This window comes from Streptomyces capitiformicae (assembly GCF_002214185.1).
GTDB classification, from domain to species: Bacteria; Actinomycetota; Actinomycetes; order Streptomycetales; family Streptomycetaceae; genus Streptomyces; species Streptomyces capitiformicae.
This window is the reverse complement of sequence record NZ_CP022161.1, coordinates 1,334,384-1,351,035: the sequence shown is the minus strand read 5'-3', so window position 1 is coordinate 1,351,035 and position 16,652 is coordinate 1,334,384. Positions and strand designations below refer to the sequence as shown.

Annotated in this window: 12 protein-coding genes and 3 pseudogenes; 14 read left to right on the top strand and 1 reads right to left on the bottom strand. The window is 70.9% G+C overall.

What is annotated here, in order from left to right; translation table 11 throughout:
- Positions 1-27 precede the first annotated feature (27 nt).
- From CES90_RS06080 to CES90_RS51565, 13 genes and pseudogenes are all read left to right on the top strand, one after another.
- Entirely contained in the window at positions 28-1,044 is a 1,017-nt protein-coding gene (locus CES90_RS06080) for a hydroxyacid dehydrogenase (RefSeq protein ID WP_189780322.1), read from the top strand.
- Between the two features lie 98 nt (positions 1,045-1,142).
- Positions 1,143-1,295 (top strand): hypothetical protein, encoded by a 153-nt coding sequence (locus CES90_RS06075; RefSeq protein ID WP_189780321.1) that lies wholly within the window; start codon positions 1,143-1,145, stop codon positions 1,293-1,295.
- 330 nt (positions 1,296-1,625) lie between these two features.
- Positions 1,626-2,972 carry a radical SAM protein gene (locus tag CES90_RS06070; protein ID WP_189780320.1) on the top strand — a complete coding sequence of 449 codons (1,347 nt, stop codon included), beginning with the start codon at positions 1,626-1,628 and terminating at the stop codon, positions 2,970-2,972.
- A 217-nt stretch (positions 2,973-3,189) separates the two neighbouring features.
- The gene (locus CES90_RS06065; RefSeq protein ID WP_189780319.1) at positions 3,190-4,719 is read left to right on the top strand and encodes a cellulose-binding domain-containing protein; all 1,530 of its coding nucleotides are present in this window, start codon (positions 3,190-3,192) and stop codon (positions 4,717-4,719) included.
- Between the two features lie 30 nt (positions 4,720-4,749).
- A pseudogene (locus CES90_RS06060) lies at positions 4,750-5,232 on the top strand (glycoside hydrolase N-terminal domain-containing protein); the annotation flags it as partial.
- 30 nt (positions 5,233-5,262) lie between these two features.
- Positions 5,263-5,469: a hypothetical protein gene (locus CES90_RS49335; RefSeq protein WP_229913569.1), complete on the top strand. Its 207-nt coding sequence runs from the start codon at positions 5,263-5,265 to the stop codon at positions 5,467-5,469.
- A gap of 275 nt (positions 5,470-5,744) precedes the next feature.
- A complete protein-coding gene (locus CES90_RS06055) occupies positions 5,745-7,802 on the top strand; it encodes an alpha-L-fucosidase (RefSeq protein ID WP_189780318.1) in 2,058 nt (685 codons plus the stop codon).
- Between the two features lie 103 nt (positions 7,803-7,905).
- Positions 7,906-8,389, top strand: a pseudogene (locus CES90_RS06050) (ABC transporter permease); the annotation flags it as partial.
- 98 nt (positions 8,390-8,487) lie between these two features.
- Positions 8,488-9,189: a FadR/GntR family transcriptional regulator gene (locus tag CES90_RS06045; protein WP_189780317.1), complete on the top strand. Its 702-nt coding sequence runs from the start codon at positions 8,488-8,490 to the stop codon at positions 9,187-9,189.
- Between the two features lie 346 nt (positions 9,190-9,535).
- Positions 9,536-10,642, top strand: coding sequence for a ribosome small subunit-dependent GTPase A (gene rsgA / locus CES90_RS06040; protein WP_189780316.1), 1,107 nt, complete (start codon positions 9,536-9,538; stop codon positions 10,640-10,642).
- 147 nt (positions 10,643-10,789) lie between these two features.
- Complete coding sequence (locus tag CES90_RS06035; protein ID WP_189780315.1) at positions 10,790-12,175, top strand: DNA-3-methyladenine glycosylase 2 family protein; 1,386 nt, start codon at positions 10,790-10,792, stop codon at positions 12,173-12,175.
- A gap of 14 nt (positions 12,176-12,189) precedes the next feature.
- The gene (locus CES90_RS06030; RefSeq protein WP_189780314.1) at positions 12,190-12,687 is read left to right on the top strand and encodes a methylated-DNA--[protein]-cysteine S-methyltransferase; all 498 of its coding nucleotides are present in this window, start codon (positions 12,190-12,192) and stop codon (positions 12,685-12,687) included.
- Between the two features lie 541 nt (positions 12,688-13,228).
- Positions 13,229-13,462 (top strand): annotated as a pseudogene (locus CES90_RS51565) (hypothetical protein); the annotation flags it as partial.
- A gap of 203 nt (positions 13,463-13,665) precedes the next feature.
- Here the strand turns inward: CES90_RS51565 and CES90_RS06020 are convergent.
- Entirely contained in the window at positions 13,666-14,148 is a 483-nt protein-coding gene (locus CES90_RS06020) for a DUF456 domain-containing protein (RefSeq protein ID WP_189780312.1), read from the bottom strand.
- Positions 14,149-14,502: 354 nt separating this feature from the next.
- Here CES90_RS06020 and CES90_RS06015 point away from each other — a divergent pair, with 354 nt between their 5' ends.
- A complete protein-coding gene (locus CES90_RS06015) occupies positions 14,503-16,419 on the top strand; it encodes a protein phosphatase 2C domain-containing protein (protein ID WP_189780311.1) in 1,917 nt (638 codons plus the stop codon).
- The last annotated feature ends 233 nt before the right edge of the window (positions 16,420-16,652 follow it).

The following is a 16,652-nucleotide window of genomic DNA, read 5'->3' as shown; positions in this document are numbered from 1 at the left end:
AATCCTCCCTGCTGGAAGGCCACTTCCTTGCCCGAGCGTCCCCGCGCGCTGTTCGCGATGACTGCCGAGAACGTTCCCCAGATCTTCCCGCGGGACGTGCTGGACCGGCTGCGGGACGCCGTGGACATCGATCCCGCTCTGGTCGTCGAGAGCACCGAGGATTTCGCCGGCCCCCGGTTCCGGGAGGCTCTCGCCGAGGCCGAGGTACTGGTCACCGGATGGGGGTGCCCCCGGCTGGACGAGGCGGTCCTCGACGCGGCGCCCAAGCTGCGGGCGATCCTGCACTCGGCGGGCTCGGTGAAGGGGTTCGTCGCCCCGGCCGTCTGGGAGCGCGGGATCGCCGTCTCCACGGCGGCCGACGCCAACGCCGTGCCCGTCGCCGAATACACGCTGGCCATGATCCTGCTCGCCGGCAAGGACATCCTCAAATCCCGCGACCGGCTCCGGGCCGAGCGAGTCCACCCCGGCTGGGGATTCGTCCCCGGCATCGGCAACCACGGGCGCCGCGTCGGAGTCATCGGCGCCTCCCGCATCGGCCGCCGCCTCATCGAACTGCTCCGCCCCTTCGACCTGCGCGCGAGCCTCACCGACCCGTACGTCGACGAGGCCGGGGCCGCCGCCCTCGGCGTCCCCCTCCTGCCGTTGGACGACCTCCTCGCCACCTCCGACATCGTGACCGTCCACGCCCCGGACACCCCCGAGACCCACCGCCTCATCGGCCGCCGCGAACTCGCCCTGATGCCCGACGGGTCCGTCCTCATCAACACCGCGCGCGGCGCGCTCGTCGACCACGACGCCCTGATCGACGAACTGCGAGCCGGCCGCCTCAGCGCGATCCTCGACGTCACCGACCCCGAACCGCTGCCCGCCGACTCCCCGCTCCTCGACCTCCCGGGCGCCTTCGTCACCCCCCACCTGGCCGGTTCCCAGGGCAACGAGGTCTCCCGCCTCGGCCTCGCGGTCACCGAAGAGGCCGAACGGCTCGCGGCCGGGCGGCAGTTGGCGTACGCGATCGATCGGGCCACACTGGAACGCATCGCGTAACGAACGCCTCCTTGCGCGGCCGACGCCGCCCACCTGCCGGGACATGACCTCCGAGTCGCAGCGGGCGTACGAGGTGGAGGTGCCGTCCGCCGGGGACCGTGTCCATCATCGGCGCGACCACCGACGGGGCCTGGTACGAGGCCACCCTGCCGAACACCGCCGAGTACCCCTTGCTCCGCCTCCACGACGCCCACAACGGGCGGTGCAACCTGACCGAGGTGGAGTTCTGGTACTACGCCGCGCAGGACTGAGCCGGGCCTTTTCTCGCCCCCGCCGCCCCTACCCGTCCCATCCCCAAGGGCTGCCGCCCCTTCGACCCGTCACGCCTTCCAGCTCGGTCGGGATGGTGCGTCGGCGGGTGCGGGTGATTCGTGGTTGCTCGCGCAGTTCCCCGCGCCTTAAAAGCACCGGGCGCGACCCATGCTGTTAAGGGGCGCGGGGAACTGCGCGACCAGCCCCCACTCACCCGCACCCGCCGACGCACCCCCACCCCCGGGCTCGAAGGCGCCGGCCGGAGGCATACCGTGGGGAGATGCGCGCGGGTGATCCCCGCGCGACGTCGGGAGCGAGGAGAGAACGGGATGGGTGACAGCCGCACCGCGCTGGTGGAGGACCTGATGGAGAGGTTCCCGCACGTGCCTCGGGAAGCCGTCTTCAAGGAGGACCTGCTCAGGGGCGGCGTGGCCTTCGACGCCTCCGCGCTGAGCGACAACGAGAACGGCGAGGTCAAGCCGAAGTCGTACTTCATCTTCTCCTTCGACCACGGCACCCTCCCCGAGCTCGGCGAGGCCGCCCTGCGCCGCCCGCCGGAGGAGATCATCCTCACCGGTGGCCCGTACGACCTGCGGCGCACGGTCGTCTCCGTACGGGTCAATCCGTCGTCGCCGTATCGGGTGGCCGCCGATGAAGAGGGGCTCCTCGGGCTGTACCTCGACGGCCGGCGCATCGCGGACGTCGGCGTTCCGCCCATGCCCGAGTACTACCGGCACACGCTCTCCAACGGGAAGTCCGTGATGGAGGTGGCCCCGACCATTCAGTGGGGCTACCTCATCTACCTCACGGTCTTCCGCGTCTGCCAGTACTTCGGCGCCAAGGAGGAGTGCCAGTACTGCGACATCAACCACAACTGGCGCCAGCACAAGGCGGCGGGACGGCCGTACACCGGGGTCAAGGACGTCGACGAGGTCCTTGAGGCATTGGAGATCATCGACCGGTACGACACGGCGAAGACGTCCACCGCGTACACGCTCACCGGCGGCGCGATCACCAAGACGGTCGCGGGCCGGGACGAGGCCGACTTCTACGGTCACTACGCCAAGGCCATCGAGGAGCGCTTCCCGAACCGCTGGATCGGCAAGGTCGTCGCCCAGGCGCTGCCGCTGGACGACGTCAAGCGGTTCCACGACTACGGCGTGAAGATCTACCACCCGAACTACGAGGTCTGGGACCGCCGCCTGTTCGAGCTGTACTGCCCGGGCAAGGAACGTTACGTCGGCCGCGACGAGTGGCACAGGCGCATCCTGGACTCGGCGGGCGTGTTCGGCGCACGCAATGTGATCCCCAACTTCGTGGCGGGCGTGGAGATGGCCGAGCCGTTCGGGTTCACGACGGTGGACGAGGCCATCGCGTCGACGACGGAGGGGCTGCGCTTCTTCATGTCGCACGGGATCACCCCGCGCTTCACCACCTGGTGCCCGGAGCCCACGACCCCGCTCGGCAAGGCCAACCCGCAGGGCGCGCCCCTGGAGTACCACATCCGCCTGCTGGAGGCGTACCGCGCGACGATGGACGAGTTCGGACTGTCGTCCCCGCCCGGCTACGGCCCGCCCGGGCCCGGCCGCGCGGTGTTCTCCGTCAGCTCCTTCATGGACAGCCTCCCGGCGGCCGAGGACGTCTCCGATGTCACTGAGGAGGTTTCCGTCAAGTAACTCCTGTGACGGGTGAGTCGATTGGGCTCGGCGTACGTATATCTCGGCAGCGCGACCGGCGGTAACCGCATTTGAAGACGTGGCTTGTCAGTTGTGTGGGAACCGTGAAAAGCTCTGGGCTGCCACAAGATGGTCCCCCCAACTCCCTTCAAAAAGGGAGCAGTTGGCCTTCCTGTGAACTCCCCCCTCGTTCTCGCTCTGTGGATGCAGGAGACTCATGCCTGACCTGCCGAAGCCTCAGGACGCCGCCGAAGCCGCGTTGTTCTCGGAGTGCTGGGACGCGGTCCTTTCCTACGCCGATCTGTGCACGTCCGGTTCCATCGCGGCGACACAACTGGCCACCGAGGCCTTCACCAACGGTATGCACGAGGCGCACGCCCTGGAGAACGAGACGGGGACCGGGCGTGCCGCCGGGCGGCGGGCCTTACGGCTGCCCCGCATACCGTTCCTGCTGACCTGGGTCAGAATCAGCGCCGCCGCCTGGGAGGCGGACGGGCAGGGCCACCGGCTCGACCCCGACCTGCGCCTCTGGCTCAACTCGGACAAGGCCGCGCGCTACACCGGTCCGCCGCTGCACCGGCCCCTCGCCCTGCGCGCTCTCAGGGACATGCAGGAGCCCGACGCCGCCCTGCTGTGGCTGGCCGAGGTCGAGTCGCTGCCGCTGTCCTCGGTGGCCCGCCGGCTCGGCCTCGACCCGGCGGTCGCCAAGGCCGAACTCGACCAGGTGCGGACGCTGTTCAGGGACCGGTGCCACCGCAACCAGTTCGACACGCCCGTCGACACCGACTGCCACAGCTACGCCCGGCTGCTGGACGCGATCACCCGTTCGCCCGGCACCGAGACCCCCGATGACCTGTCGCGGCACCTCGCCACGTGCGTGGACTGCGCCGAGGCCGCGGGCTGCCTCGGGCTGCACGGCGGCGGACTGCCCGCCGCCCTCGCCGGCGGTGTGATCGGCTGGGGCGGACTCGCCTACCTGGAGCGCCGCCGTCGCGCGGCCGAGGCGGGCCTCCTCCCCGGGCGCGCCGACTCCACCGGCACCGACCGGGGACTCTCGCCGGGCAGGGAACCGAGGCCGCGGCTCGGCCGCAACGGGCTGCTGGTCGGGGTCGGCCTCGTCTCCGTCCTCGCGCTCGCCGTCTCTCTCATGCCCTTCGGTGACGACGAGACCGTCGCCGAGGGCGCGGCGGCCGGCGAGACGTCGGTGGTGCAGCGGGACTCCTCCGTCCCCTCGGCGCAGCCCTCCCCGTCCGGCGGGTCCTCCGACATGCAGAGCACGTCGCGGCCCGAGGAGACCGGCTCCGACGACGACCGGGGTGACAAGGACGACGACGGCGACTACGGCGACAACAAGCAGCCGCAGGGCGACTCCTCGACCCCGGCCCGGGTCTCGCACGAGCCGGTCGACCCCGGCAGGTCGTCCTCCGCCACCTGCCATGTCCGCTACCAGATCGTGAACCAGTGGCCGGGCGGCTTCCAGGCCGCCGTCACCGTCACCTCCACCGAGGCGCTCGACGGCTGGAGCATCGGCTGGTCCTACGGCGACGGCCAGCGCCTCACCCAGATGTGGGACGGCACGTTCGAACAGGACGGCTCCCGCGTCGTGGCCACCGCCGCCGACTACAACGCGACGATCACCGAGGGCGGCACCTTCGGCGTCGGTTTCCTGGGGGCCTGGGACAACGACGACAACTCGGCACCGGAGGACTTCACGCTGAACGGGCGTGAGTGCGAGACGGCGGATTGATCGGGCGGATCAATCGGTTGACGGGGGGACGTGTGCCCCCGCCAGGGTGAGACCACCGCGCACGGCAGCCCGTCCGGCTGCCGTCGCCAACTGCGAGCGGGACAGGAGGGCAACGGCGCGCCGAGCGATCCCGATGATGCGGACCGCAGACGCTGTCCCGCCCGGGTCGTCAAGACCTGCTCTCGCGGATCGTCCGCAGGACGACCCCCGCCGACGGGCGCTCCAGGCGTCGCAGGGCGGACGGGCCTGGGTGACCCTCGACACGCAGAACCCCGGCGCGCCCTTCGCCTGCCGCGGCGAGACCCGCACCTTCCGGATCACCAACAGCACGGCCTACCGCGCCTATCGGTTGAAGGCAGGGGGTTCGACACGCGCACGCCGCGCATCTTCGTCGACTACCAGCGGGCCCTGGACTTCGTCGAGGGCGTCCATGTCACCCGGTTCGGCACGCCGGAGCGGCGTGTCCTGCGTGAGGCCTTCGCCAGCCGGCCCGCGGACGTCATGGTCTTCCGGTACTCGTGGGACAGCGTTGGCGCCACCACCTTGACTTTGCTGCTCGACGCCCGTACCGACTACAAGCTCGAAGCCGCCGCCGGGTGGCGCGGAGCCGATCCTCACCCGGTCATCGCCAAGGCGCTCGCCAAGGCGGCTGCCCGGTCCTACGACGAACTGACCCTTCCTTCGCGGGCGTGCCGCGTACTCCAGCGCTGCGCGAGCTGGGCGACCAGGAGCAGACCGCGGCCGCCCTGACGATGAGCTCCGCGGGGAAGGCCAGCACAATAGATCCCATGTATGGCAATCCACTCGAACACTGGGTGATCTTTCGGGCTCAGCACGCCTCTAGGAATCACGTGCCTGTTTCCCTGTTTTGGGCGAATCTCGTCTCAGCTATAGACGCGGACACCGTCGTGCTCCTATAAATCCATCCGATGTCTTCTTATGGGGCGACGCGGAGAACGGCCGCCATGACGGCGTTCCGCTCCTGATGCCCTGTCACCCCTCCCCTTGACACATGGAGCCGCACCATGTCCTCTGCTCCCCTCAGCAGACGCTCTCTGATGAAGGCCGCCGCCCTTGCCGGAGGAGTGGCGGCCTTCGGGCTGCCGCAGGCACTGTGGCCCTCCACCGCCGAGGCGTACACCGTCCCCTCGAAGATGGACTGGTGGTACCAGGCCAGGTTCGGGATGTTCATCCACTTCGGGTCCTACTCGCAGCTCGGCCAGGGCGAGTGGGCGTTTGCCCAACAGCGGTGGAGCAAGGCGAGCTACCAGACCCAGGTCAGCCAGAAGTTCAACCCGACCCAGTTCAACGCAGCCACCATCGCCGAACTGGCCAAGAACGCCGGCATGAAGTACCTCGTGATCACCGCCAAGCACCACGAGGGCTACGCGATGTGGAATTCCGACGTGGCGAGCTTCACCGACACCACCGGCAGCAAGCTGTACAACCTGCACGACTACAGCGGCGTCCAGACCGACCTGCTCGGGGACCTCAAGAGGGAGTGCGAGAGCCGGGGGATCAAGTTCTGCCTGTACTACTCGATACTCGACTGGAACCATCCTTCACAGACCGAGCGTCACGAGGGCGGTCTCACCACGATGTCCTCGCAGGCCGCCCGCACCGCCTACATCGCCGACATGAAGGCACAGCTCCAGGAACTGCTGGACCGCTACGACCCGGCGCTGCTGTGGTTCGACGGCGACTGGTCCGGCGAGCCTTCCAGCCCCACCCTGGAGGACTGGTGGCTGAAATCGGACGGCGTCGGCCTCTACAACTGGCTGATCGCCCGCAAGCCCGGCCTCATCGTCAACGAACGGGTCAAGCGGGACCTCGGTCTCGGCGACTACGCGGTCGCGGAGTTCGGGGTACCCGCCAAGCCGATGGACCGGCAGTGGGAGAAGTGCGCCACCATGAACGGCTCCTGGGGTTACAACGCGGGCTTCGAGACCCGCTACAGACCCTTGAAGGACCTCGTCCGGGAACTCGTCACGGTGGTATCCCGGGACGGCAACTATCTGTTGAACATCGGCCCCACGGGTGAGGGCTTGGTCACCGCCGGAACGGAGTCCGTCCTGAACGGCCTGGCCTCATGGATGTCGACGTACAGCGACAGCATTCACGGGACCAGCGGCAGCCCGTTCGCCACCGAACCCGCATGGGGGAAGGTCACCAAGAAGAACGGCAAGCTCTTCGCCCATGTCTTCGCCTGGCCCACGAACGGCCAGCTGCGGATCCCGGCGCTCGACAACCCGATCCGCCGCGTCTATCTGCTGAACAACCCCTCGGCCTCGCTCCCGTACACCGTCAGCGGCGGCACCATCGACGTCACCGTGCCGGCCACCGCGCCGGACGCCAGCGTCTCTGTGGTGTGCGTCGAGGTCCAGGGCATGCCCATCAGGGTTTCCGCGGCGGTGTTCCAGAACGTCAACTACCAAGGCACCAGCGCCGTTCTGCCGTTGGGCGGCTACACCTCCTCCCAGCTGTCCGCCGCCGGCCTGGGGCCCGCCATGGCCTCGTCCATCCTGGTACCCGACGGCTTCCAGGTGACGGGCTACTCCGGCGACAACTTCACCGGCACCGCCTGGACGTTCACCTCGAACACCCCCGACCTTGTGGCGACCGGCAACAACGACGTGATCAGATCCCTCAAGGTGACGTTCAGGCCCGACAAGTACTACCGCCTGACCAATGTCACGAGCCGCTTGGCGCTGGACAGCGGCGGCAATGTCGCCAGCGGCTCGAACCTGAAGCAGTGGGAGCCGATAAACCACACCAATCTCCAGTGGCAGGCAATCGAACTCGGCAACGGGTACTACAGGCTCGTCAACCGCACCAACGGCATGGTCGCCGACGGCTGGGGCGCCACCAGCAACGGTGACCCGGCCCGGCAGAAGGCATGGGACGGCAGTAACACCCAACAGTGGCGGATCACCCACCGCGGCCAAGGCCAGTACTCGATCGCCAACCGCAGCACGGGACTGGTCCTCGACGGCGGTGGAAGAGTCGCCTCAGGGTCCGTGACCAAGCAGTGGACGTGGCAGCAGAGCACCAACCTGCTGTGGACGTTCAGCCCAGTCGACTGACTGGCGCCACCCCGGTGGCATGCCTGAATTCGAGGGTGGCCGACAGGCCGGCCGGCAGCTGTGCACGGCCACCCTCGTTGCCGCCCTGCTGCACAGAAAATAGGCCTCCTGGCTGGGCGTCCCGGCCGCCATCTGGATCTGCGCGCTGCTGTTCGCGGGGGGCGGCAGCGTGCTGGCATGGCTTCGGCACGGCCGCGCGCTGTACGCGATCGGCGGCGACGCGGAGGCCGCCCGCACCGCGGGGATCCCGCGTCGACCGGACCGTCTGGGTGGTGCTGATCACCGGCAGCCTGCTCGCCCCGTTCGCCGGCATCCTCTACAGCGGACACTACGGCTCCATCTCCGCCACCCAGGGCAGCGGCTGGATCTTCCAGGTCTTCGCCGCGACCGTCATCGGCGGGGTCAGCCTCAACGGCGGCAAGGGATCCGTCTTCGGCGCCCTCACCGGCGTCCTCACCCTCCAACTGGTCGTCAACGTCATGACTCTGGCGGGTGTACCGCCCCTGTGGAACCAGTTCCTCAACGGCGCGATCATCATCGTCGCCCTGATCATCTCCCGCTTCGCCTCCGGCGAGAAACAGGAGTAGAGGCCGGCTCGCGGCGGCTCCGCCCGGCGCCCGGACGAGGACCGGGCGGAGCACGACGGCCCCTACGCACCCCCCACACAGAGAGGCACCCTCGTGGCATGGCACTGACGGACGAGGCGATGGCCAAGATCAAGGCGATGATCGTCGCCGGCGAACTCGCACCCGGCTCCCGCCTGCCCAAGGAGGACGTCCTCGCCCGACAACTCGGCCTCTCCCGCAACTCGCTGCGCGAAGCCGTGCGGGCCCTGACCGCCATGCGCATCCTGGTCAGCCGGCAGGGCGACGGCACCTATGTCTCCAGCCTGGAGCCCCACCTTCTCCTCGAAACGCTGTCCTTCGCGGCGGACGTCTCCCAAGGACGTGCCGCCCTGCAGTTGCTCCAAGTACGCAGACTGCTCGAACCCCAGGCGACCGGACTGGCCGCGGCCCTGCTGCGACCGCACGACCTGAAGGAACTCCGCGACATCCTCGACCGGTGCCGCTCCGCCGCCACCGTCGAGGACTTCGTCGCCCACGACATCGCCTTCCACCTGCGCATCGCCGAAGCCGTCGGCAACCCGGTGCTCTCCATGCTCCTGCAGGTGCTCTCCACCCGCACCCAACGGGTACGCATCGTCCGAGGCAGCCGCATCCGTGACGCGCTGGACAGTGCCCACCAGGACCACGAGGACATCCTCCGCGCGCTCCAGACACGCGACGCGCTGCTCGCGGTCTCCGCCGCGACCGTTCACATCACCGCCGTCGAGCAGTGGCTGGCGACAAGCCGCGTCGACGACCCTCTCCGCCCGATCGACGGCTGACCGCCCCCCTCGCCGCCTTGAGCTCTTGGTGTGGCCGCCCGCGATCCGGCCGACAGACCAGGCGGGTTCGTGCGACTTCGCCACGCCGAGGTGCTGCGCTGAAAAATCGCTGGTGCATCGTCGGGCAGGGTGGCTAGGGTCGTGTTCGTTCGAGCGGCTGTTCCGTGCCGCCGCTGTCCGCTGCGTGTGACCTGGGAGGTGTTGACCGATGACTGTCGTTGCGATGGGCGTTGCCCGCATCCGGAAGTTCGTCAAGTCCACCTCTGTGGCCGCCGGCTGACCTCACCTGCTTTCTTCCCGCGTCCGAGTACGCGGTGCCGGGGCCACCCATGTGAAGGGTCACCCCTTGTCTTCCTCTTCTTTTTCGAGTTCGGCTTCGTCACACCCGCTCGCCCCGTATGGCTGGGATGCGGACTGGGAGTCGGAGTTCGCTCCGTACGGCGAGCAGGGTCTCCTGCCAGGCCGTGTCGTCCGGGTCGACCGAGGGCAGTGCGACGTCGTCACCGCCGACGGCGTCCTGCGGGCGGACACCGCGTTCGTCACGCCCCACGATCCGCTGCGCGTCGTCTGCACCGGCGACTGGGTCGCCGTCGAACCCGCGGGCGACCCGCGCTACGTACGCACGTATCTGCCCCGCCGCAGCGCCTTCGTGCGCTCCACCTCCTCCAAACGCGCCGAGGGACAGATCCTCGCGGCCAACGTCGATCACGCGGTCGTCGCCGTATCTCTCGCCGTGGAGCTCGAACTCAACCGAGCCGAACGGTTCCTCGCGCTGGCCTGGGAGTCCGGGGCGCAGCCCGTGGTCGTGCTCACCAAGGCCGATCTCGTGCCGGACGCGGCGACGCTGGCGCATCTTGTCCAGGACGTGGAGACGGTGGCCCCCGGGGTGCCGGTGCTGACCATCAGTTCCGCGCGCGGGGACGGCCTCGATGTCCTCGCCGCGGTGCTCGCCGGCGGCACGTCCGTGCTGCTCGGGCAGTCCGGTGCGGGCAAGTCGACCCTCGCCAACGCGTTGCTCGGCGAGGACGTCATGCACGTCAACGCCACGCGTGACGTCGACGGCAAGGGGCGGCACACCACGACCACACGCAACCTTCTCGCCCTGCCCGGCGGTGGGGTTGTCATCGACACACCCGGCTTGCGGGGGGTCGGCCTCTGGGATGCCGAGACCGGGGTCGGGCAGGTGTTCGCCGAGATCGAGGAGCTGGCGGGGGAGTGCCGGTTCCACGACTGCGGGCATGTGGCCGAGCCGGGATGTGCGGTGCTGGCCGCCGTCGAGTCGGGGGTGTTGCCCGTACGGCGGCTGGAGAGCTACCGGAAGCTGCTGCGGGAGAACCAGCGGATCGTGGCGAAGAGCGACGCCCGGTTGCGGGCGGAGATCCGGAAGGAGTGGAAGCGGAGGGGGGCTGAGGGGAAGGCCGCGATGGAGGCGAAGCGGGGCCACTGGGCGTAGATCGTGGCTTGTCGCGCAGTTCCCCGCGCCCCTTCAGGGGCGCGGGGAACTGCGCGAGCACCCCCCACCCACCCGCACATACGACGGAGCGGACGTCGTGTCCGATTCCCGCCAGCCACACCCCCGGCCGTGGTCGAGACTGGACGTATGGAGGACGAGAACACCAGGTACGAGGCCGTGCGGAGTAGGGACGGGCGGTTCGACGGGGAGTTCTTCTTCGCTGTCGAGACGACGGGGATCTACTGCCGGCCCAGCTGCCCGGCGGTGACGCCGAAGCGGGAGAACGTACGGTTCTACGCCACGGCCGCCGCCGCGCAGGGCGCCGGCTTCCGGGCCTGCCGCCGGTGCCGACCGGACGCCGTTCCGGGCTCGGCCGAGTGGAACGTCCGGGCGGACGCGGTCGGCCGGGCCATGCGGCTGATCGGGGACGGCGTCGTCGACCGGGAGGGTGTCGCGGGCCTGGCCGTCCGGCTGGGCTACAGCGCACGCCAGGTCCAGCGGCAGCTCACCGCCGAGGTCGGCGCCGGCCCCGTCGCACTGGCCCGCGCTCAGCGCGCGCACACCGCGCGCGTGCTGCTGCAGACCACGTCACTGCCGGTCACGGAGATCGCGTTCGCGGCCGGCTTCGCCAGTGTGCGGCAGTTCAACGACACGATCCGGGCGGTGTACGCCAGGACCCCCACCGGCCTGCGCGCCGCCGCCCACCGGCGCGGATCGGCCCCGAGCGCTGCCACGCTGGCCGTCGGCATCCCACTGCGGCTCTCCCACCGGGGGCCGTACCAGGCCACCGCCCTCTTCGACGTCCTCGCCGCCGAGGCGGTCACCGGGATCGAGGAGGTCAGCGGTGACCGAGGCCGCCGCACCTACCGACGCGCCCTGCGACTGCCGTACGGCACCGGAATCGTCGCGGTCGACGAACGGCCGGGCGGCCGACAGCGACCCCACAGCCATTCCGGTGGCTGGCTCGACGCCCGTCTCCGGCTCACCGATCCGCGTGACCTCACCACCGCCGTGCAGCGGCTTCGCCGACTGTTCGACCTCGACGCCGACCCGTACGCCGTGGACGAGCGCCTCGGGGCCGATCCGCGCCTCGCTCCGCTCGTCGCCGCCCGGCCCGGGCTGCGGGTGCCGGGCACGGCCGACCCCGAGGAGTTCGCCGTACGCGCCCTCGTGGGCCGGGAGGAGGCCGAGCGGCTTGTGCGGGCGTACGGCAAGGCGCTGGACGCTCCGGAGGGGACGCTCACGCACCTGTTCCCGGAACCGGCCGCGCTGGCCGGGACGACCGGCCCGCTCGGCGCCCTCGCCACCGCCCTCGCCGACGGCACCCCGAGCCTCGACGTCGGCGCCGACCGGGACGACACCCAGGCGGCACTGCTCGGGCTGCCCGGCATGGACGCCCGTACCGTCGCCGCGATCCGGACCCGGGCCCTCGGCGACCCGGACGTGGCGGCAGCGGGCGAGGACGTCCCGGACACCTGGCGGCCGTGGCGGTCGTACGCCCTCCAACACCTCAGTTCGGCAAACGAGTCGTAGCAAGGAGTCTTGTCGTGAGTACCACGAGGACCTTCACCACCATCAGCAGTCCGCTCGGGGAACTCCTCCTCACCGCTGATGAGTTCGGAGCCCTGACCTCCCTCTCCGTACCGGGGCAGAAGGGCGGTCGTGTTCCGAAGCCGGAGTGGAGACGGGAAGCGATGGCCTTCCGGGAGGTCGAGGAACAGCTCGCCGCCTACTTCGCCGGGGAACTCAAGGAGTTCCGGCTGGAGTTGAGCGGCGAGGGCACCGACTTCCGGCAGCGGGTCTGGGCCGCGCTCGACGACGTTCCGTACGGCGCGACCACCACGTACGGAGCCATCGCCGCCCGTATCGGCGCTCCCAGGGCCGCCGTTCGGGCCGTCGGCGGCGCGATCGGCGCCAACCCGCTGCTCATCGTCCGCCCGTGTCACCGGGTGATCGGCGCGGACGGGTCGCTCACGGGATACGCGGGAGGCCTCGACCGCAAGCGCCGGCTCCTCGGTCTGGAGGGCGTACTCCGGGCCGACTGAGCCGGATGGCCGGGCCTCCCGAGAAGTGGCCCGTCACGTACTCCGGTACACGGCGATCTCCGTCAGCGTCGGTGTGTACCGCTCCGTCGCGATCCGCCCGGTGAGCGCCACCCGGAGCCGGGAGGTCGTGACACTGCCGAAGACCGGTGACGGTGAGATCGTGCCCGATGCCGATGCCGATGCCGATGCCGATGCCGATGCCGATGCCGATGCCGATGCCGATGCCGATGCCGATGCCGATGCCGATGCCGGTGTCGCGGGTCGCGAAGGTGACCCATCGGCCGCTTCCGGCGTCCCACCGCCACAACTCGAACGATGCCGACGCTGCCACCGGCCCACGTCCCGCTCGTCCACCGCGCCGACCTCCTCCCCGGCCTCCGCGCCGTACCGGCCCCGACCACGACCGCCCCGCGCCCCGCCTCCTTCGAGCGACTCGGCCTGGACGCGGGCATGGTCCTGCACACCGCGCACCCCCGCGGCTGGGGGTCCCCCCGGACGAAGTCCGGGGGAGCGTCCAAGACCGTTCGGGGCGTGCGGCTGACTGGGATCACTCCCGCTCAGTCCCCAGGAACGGTGGGAGAGCACGCCGGTCGCACTGCGGGAGTGGTCCGGCACCGAGCTGACCGACGCCATCGCCGCCGGCCCCCCGCTCGCCCGAGCGGGGTTCGCCGTCGCGACGTTCCAGGTCGACACGCCCGCGGACACCTGCTTCGCACTACCGGGGTCCGGCCGCGGCCTCGTCTGGGCCAACGGCTTCCTTCTCGGCCGCCACTGGGAGATCGGCCCACAGGTCACCCTGTACTGCCCGGCACCGCTGCTGCACGCGGGCGAGAACACCGTGACCGTCCTCGAACCGGAACGACTCGGGGGAACCCTGGAGCTGCGGGACCGGCCTGAGCTGGGGCCGGCGCAGGAGTATGTCGAGGCGTTCGACTGAGGGGGTGACGGTGGCGGTGGGGGAGGTTGGCGTGGGACTCCTCAGTTCCCGAGCACCGCTCCCACCCACGCCCCCGCGACCAGCAGACACGCGACCAGTTCCGCCAGCACACTCGAGCCCCCCGAGCGCATCGCCATGCGTACGGCGGCCACCGCCTCGCCGTGTCGGCCGAGCCGCAGCCGCTCGGCGAGGTAGATGCCGCCGACGAAACCGGGAATCGCGCCGAGCACCGGGACGAGGACGAAGCCCAGGACGGCGCCGACACCGGCGTAGACCGCCATTCGGGGGGTGGCGCCGCTCTCCTCCAGCCGTCGGGGAGGCAGACCCCAGCGGACCGCACGCGACAGGAGCAGGACCGAGGTGGTGCCCACGAGTACCCACCAGGCGACCGGCTGGGGCTCCTCCAGGGCCCACCACATGACCGCGGCCCACACGAGCCAGGACCCCGGTACGCCGGGCACCAGTACTCCGCACAGGCCGAGCAGCAGCACCACACCGACCAGCAGGAGTTCCCACGCTCCCATCTGCCCAGAGTGCCGGACGGTGGGAGAACGCGCAGGTCATGCCGGGACACACAGCGGAATCCCAGGAACATGCCCCACACTCGGGGCGACCGGCCGAGGCGCACCGCGCTCCGGTCGCCCCGGCGCCGCCGGGCGGTTTCTCCTGGGGGGTGGCACCGCCCGGCGGTCCTGCACCGCCCGAACCCGGGAGCGTAGAACTCGGAGGAGACCCGGAGGAACCTCCCGTACCTCGACTCCCTTGTGTCGTACCGGAGTTCGACGTGTAGTCCGACACGCCGTGGGGTCGTCGGCTCCGCGGCCCGATTTTCCGGATGCCCCGTTTTCATACGGCTCCTGAGGTGGACAATTAGGGGCATGAGCCAGCAGGGGGAGAGGCCGACCGGTCACGAGGACGACTGGTGGCGGCAGTTGTACGACGACGACAAGGGGGACACGGGCCCCTCGGTCGCGGCCGATTCCCTCGACGACCGCTTCGCCTCGGCGGCGGGCACGGTGGGGAAGCCGCCGAGGACTCCGTCGGAACCACCGGGCAACTGGGGAGCGGCGCCGGAAAGGCCGGGCCCATCGGGTGCGCCGGCCACAGGGGCAGACTTGTCGTCGGGCACCTCCGGCCCCACAGCCGGCGCCTCGGGGCCCCTCGCGGACCGGGTGCCCTCGCAGGGCCCACCCGGTGGAGCCGACGGAGCCGGCCACCCGGGCAGCCCTCCCGACTCCGACCCCGACCCCGATCCCGACTCCGACCCCGACTCCGATTCCGACCCGGACCCGGCATCGGACCGGGACCGGGACCGGAATCCGGACCCGGCATCGGATTCCGCCCCCGACGCGCCCCCCGCCCCCACCACCGACGCCCTCCGACGCAGTGGCCTCACCCCCCAGCCCGCTCCCTGGGAGCCGCCCCCCGCGCATCCGCCCGGCCCCCGCGCCTTCCCGCCCGGGCCGACCCCGCCCGGCTTCCGGGCGGCCGTACCCCAGCGCCGTACACCCACCCAGGCGCCCACGGACCAGGTCCCCGGAGCCCGGCCGCCCAGCGACGCGCCCGCCGATCACACGCCCCCGCCACCCAGGCAGTCCGGCCCGGCACGGCCCTTGGCCCCCTGGGCGCGTCCGGCCACGACGTCGCCGTCCGATGCCGTCCCGTCCGCGCCGAGCCGCTCGGCGGAGCCGCCCTCCGAACTCCCGCCCCCCGCGGACGCTCTGCCAGGCCCCGCCTCCGCAGAACCCTCCGACGCCCGGCCGCCCACCCAGCAGGACCTCCCCATCCTCAAGGCGGAGGAGATCACCCTGGTCACGGGCAGCCAGGAGGTGCGGGTCGACTACGTGGGCTCCGGACCGCCCACCTATGACCCCGAGCCGACCGCGCTGCCCGTGGCGGACCCGGACGACCTCGGTGACCTGGTCGCGGACACCGTGCTGGACGGGGCGCGCTACGGGGCGTGCACACTGCGGGCGGCCTCCCTGCGCGGGGACTCGGCGCGCTACCGGGGCGAGCCGCGCCGGGACTCCCTGCTGACCGCCCGCTTCGGCGCGGGCGAGCAGGCCCTCGTGCTCGTGGCCATGGCGACCGGTGCTCGGGCCACTCCGGGGGCCCATCGCGCGGCGGCCGAGGCGTGCCGCTGGATCGGTGGAGCGATCGGGCGCAGCCACACGCGGCTGGCGGAGGACATCCGGGCGGCCCGGCGCGGCGACCTGAAGTCGGGGCTGCACCGGCTCACCGACCGCAGCCTCGGCAGACTCCGCGCCAGCGCCGTGGAACAGGGCTTCGACCCGGAGGAGTACACGGTGAGCCTGCGCTGTCTGCTGCTCCCGGCCGACCCCCAGTGCCGTACCCGCGTGTTCTTCGGCGTCGGCACTGGCGGACTGTTCCGGCTGCGGGGCGGGGAGTGGCAGGACATAGAGCCACGGGTCGCCGACACGGCGGGCGCCCCGGTGGTCGGCTTCGGCTCGCTGCCGCACGAGACACCCGAGGGCGACCGTCTCACCATGGACCTCGGCATCACGACACCGCCGAGCCCGTACGAACCCGCCCCGGCACCGCCTCGCGAACCCTTCCGCTTCCGGGCGTCCGTGGCCCGCGAGGGCGACGTCCTGCTGCTGTGCACCGGCGGTCTCGCCGAGCCGCTGCGCGCTGAGGCCCCGCTCGCCGAGCACCTGGCGGCGCGCTGGGGGAGCGCGGAGCCCCCCGGACTCGCCGCGTTCCTCGCTGACGCCCAGGTCAGGGTCAAGGGATACGCGGACGACCGTACGGCCGCGGCCGTGTGGGAGGCGTGACCGAACCAGCGACGAGCGTCAACACTTCGCGTCGGCCACGACATTGGCCTGAACCAGCGCGCGATTCAGGCCAATGTCCATCAGCGGCCCGAGTGACCGGTTCGGACCCGTATTGGACACGTGTGGGGCAGGTATGGGGCAGGTATGGGGCAGGTATTTGACTGAGTGACCCGTCCGCTGCGCGATGGCCGTATCCGTTCGGCGGACGTGTCTCCTTGGCGTATGACTTGCGT

Bases quoted from the DNA above. Each gene is read 5' to 3' on its own strand.
- CES90_RS06070 (WP_189780320.1), top strand. From the start codon at position 1,626: ATGGGTGACAGCCGCACCGCGCTGGTGGAGGACCTGATGGAGAGGTTC.
- CES90_RS06065 (WP_189780319.1), top strand. From the start codon at position 3,190: ATGCCTGACCTGCCGAAGCCTCAGGACGCCGCCGAAGCCGCGTTGTTC.
- CES90_RS06055 (WP_189780318.1), top strand. From the start codon at position 5,745: ATGTCCTCTGCTCCCCTCAGCAGACGCTCTCTGATGAAGGCCGCCGCC.
- CES90_RS06045 (WP_189780317.1), top strand. From the start codon at position 8,488: ATGGCACTGACGGACGAGGCGATGGCCAAGATCAAGGCGATGATCGTC.
- CES90_RS06035 (WP_189780315.1), top strand. From the start codon at position 10,790: ATGGAGGACGAGAACACCAGGTACGAGGCCGTGCGGAGTAGGGACGGG.
- CES90_RS06020 (WP_189780312.1), bottom strand. From the start codon at position 14,148: ATGGGAGCGTGGGAACTCCTGCTGGTCGGTGTGGTGCTGCTGCTCGGC.
- CES90_RS06015 (WP_189780311.1), top strand. From the start codon at position 14,503: ATGAGCCAGCAGGGGGAGAGGCCGACCGGTCACGAGGACGACTGGTGG.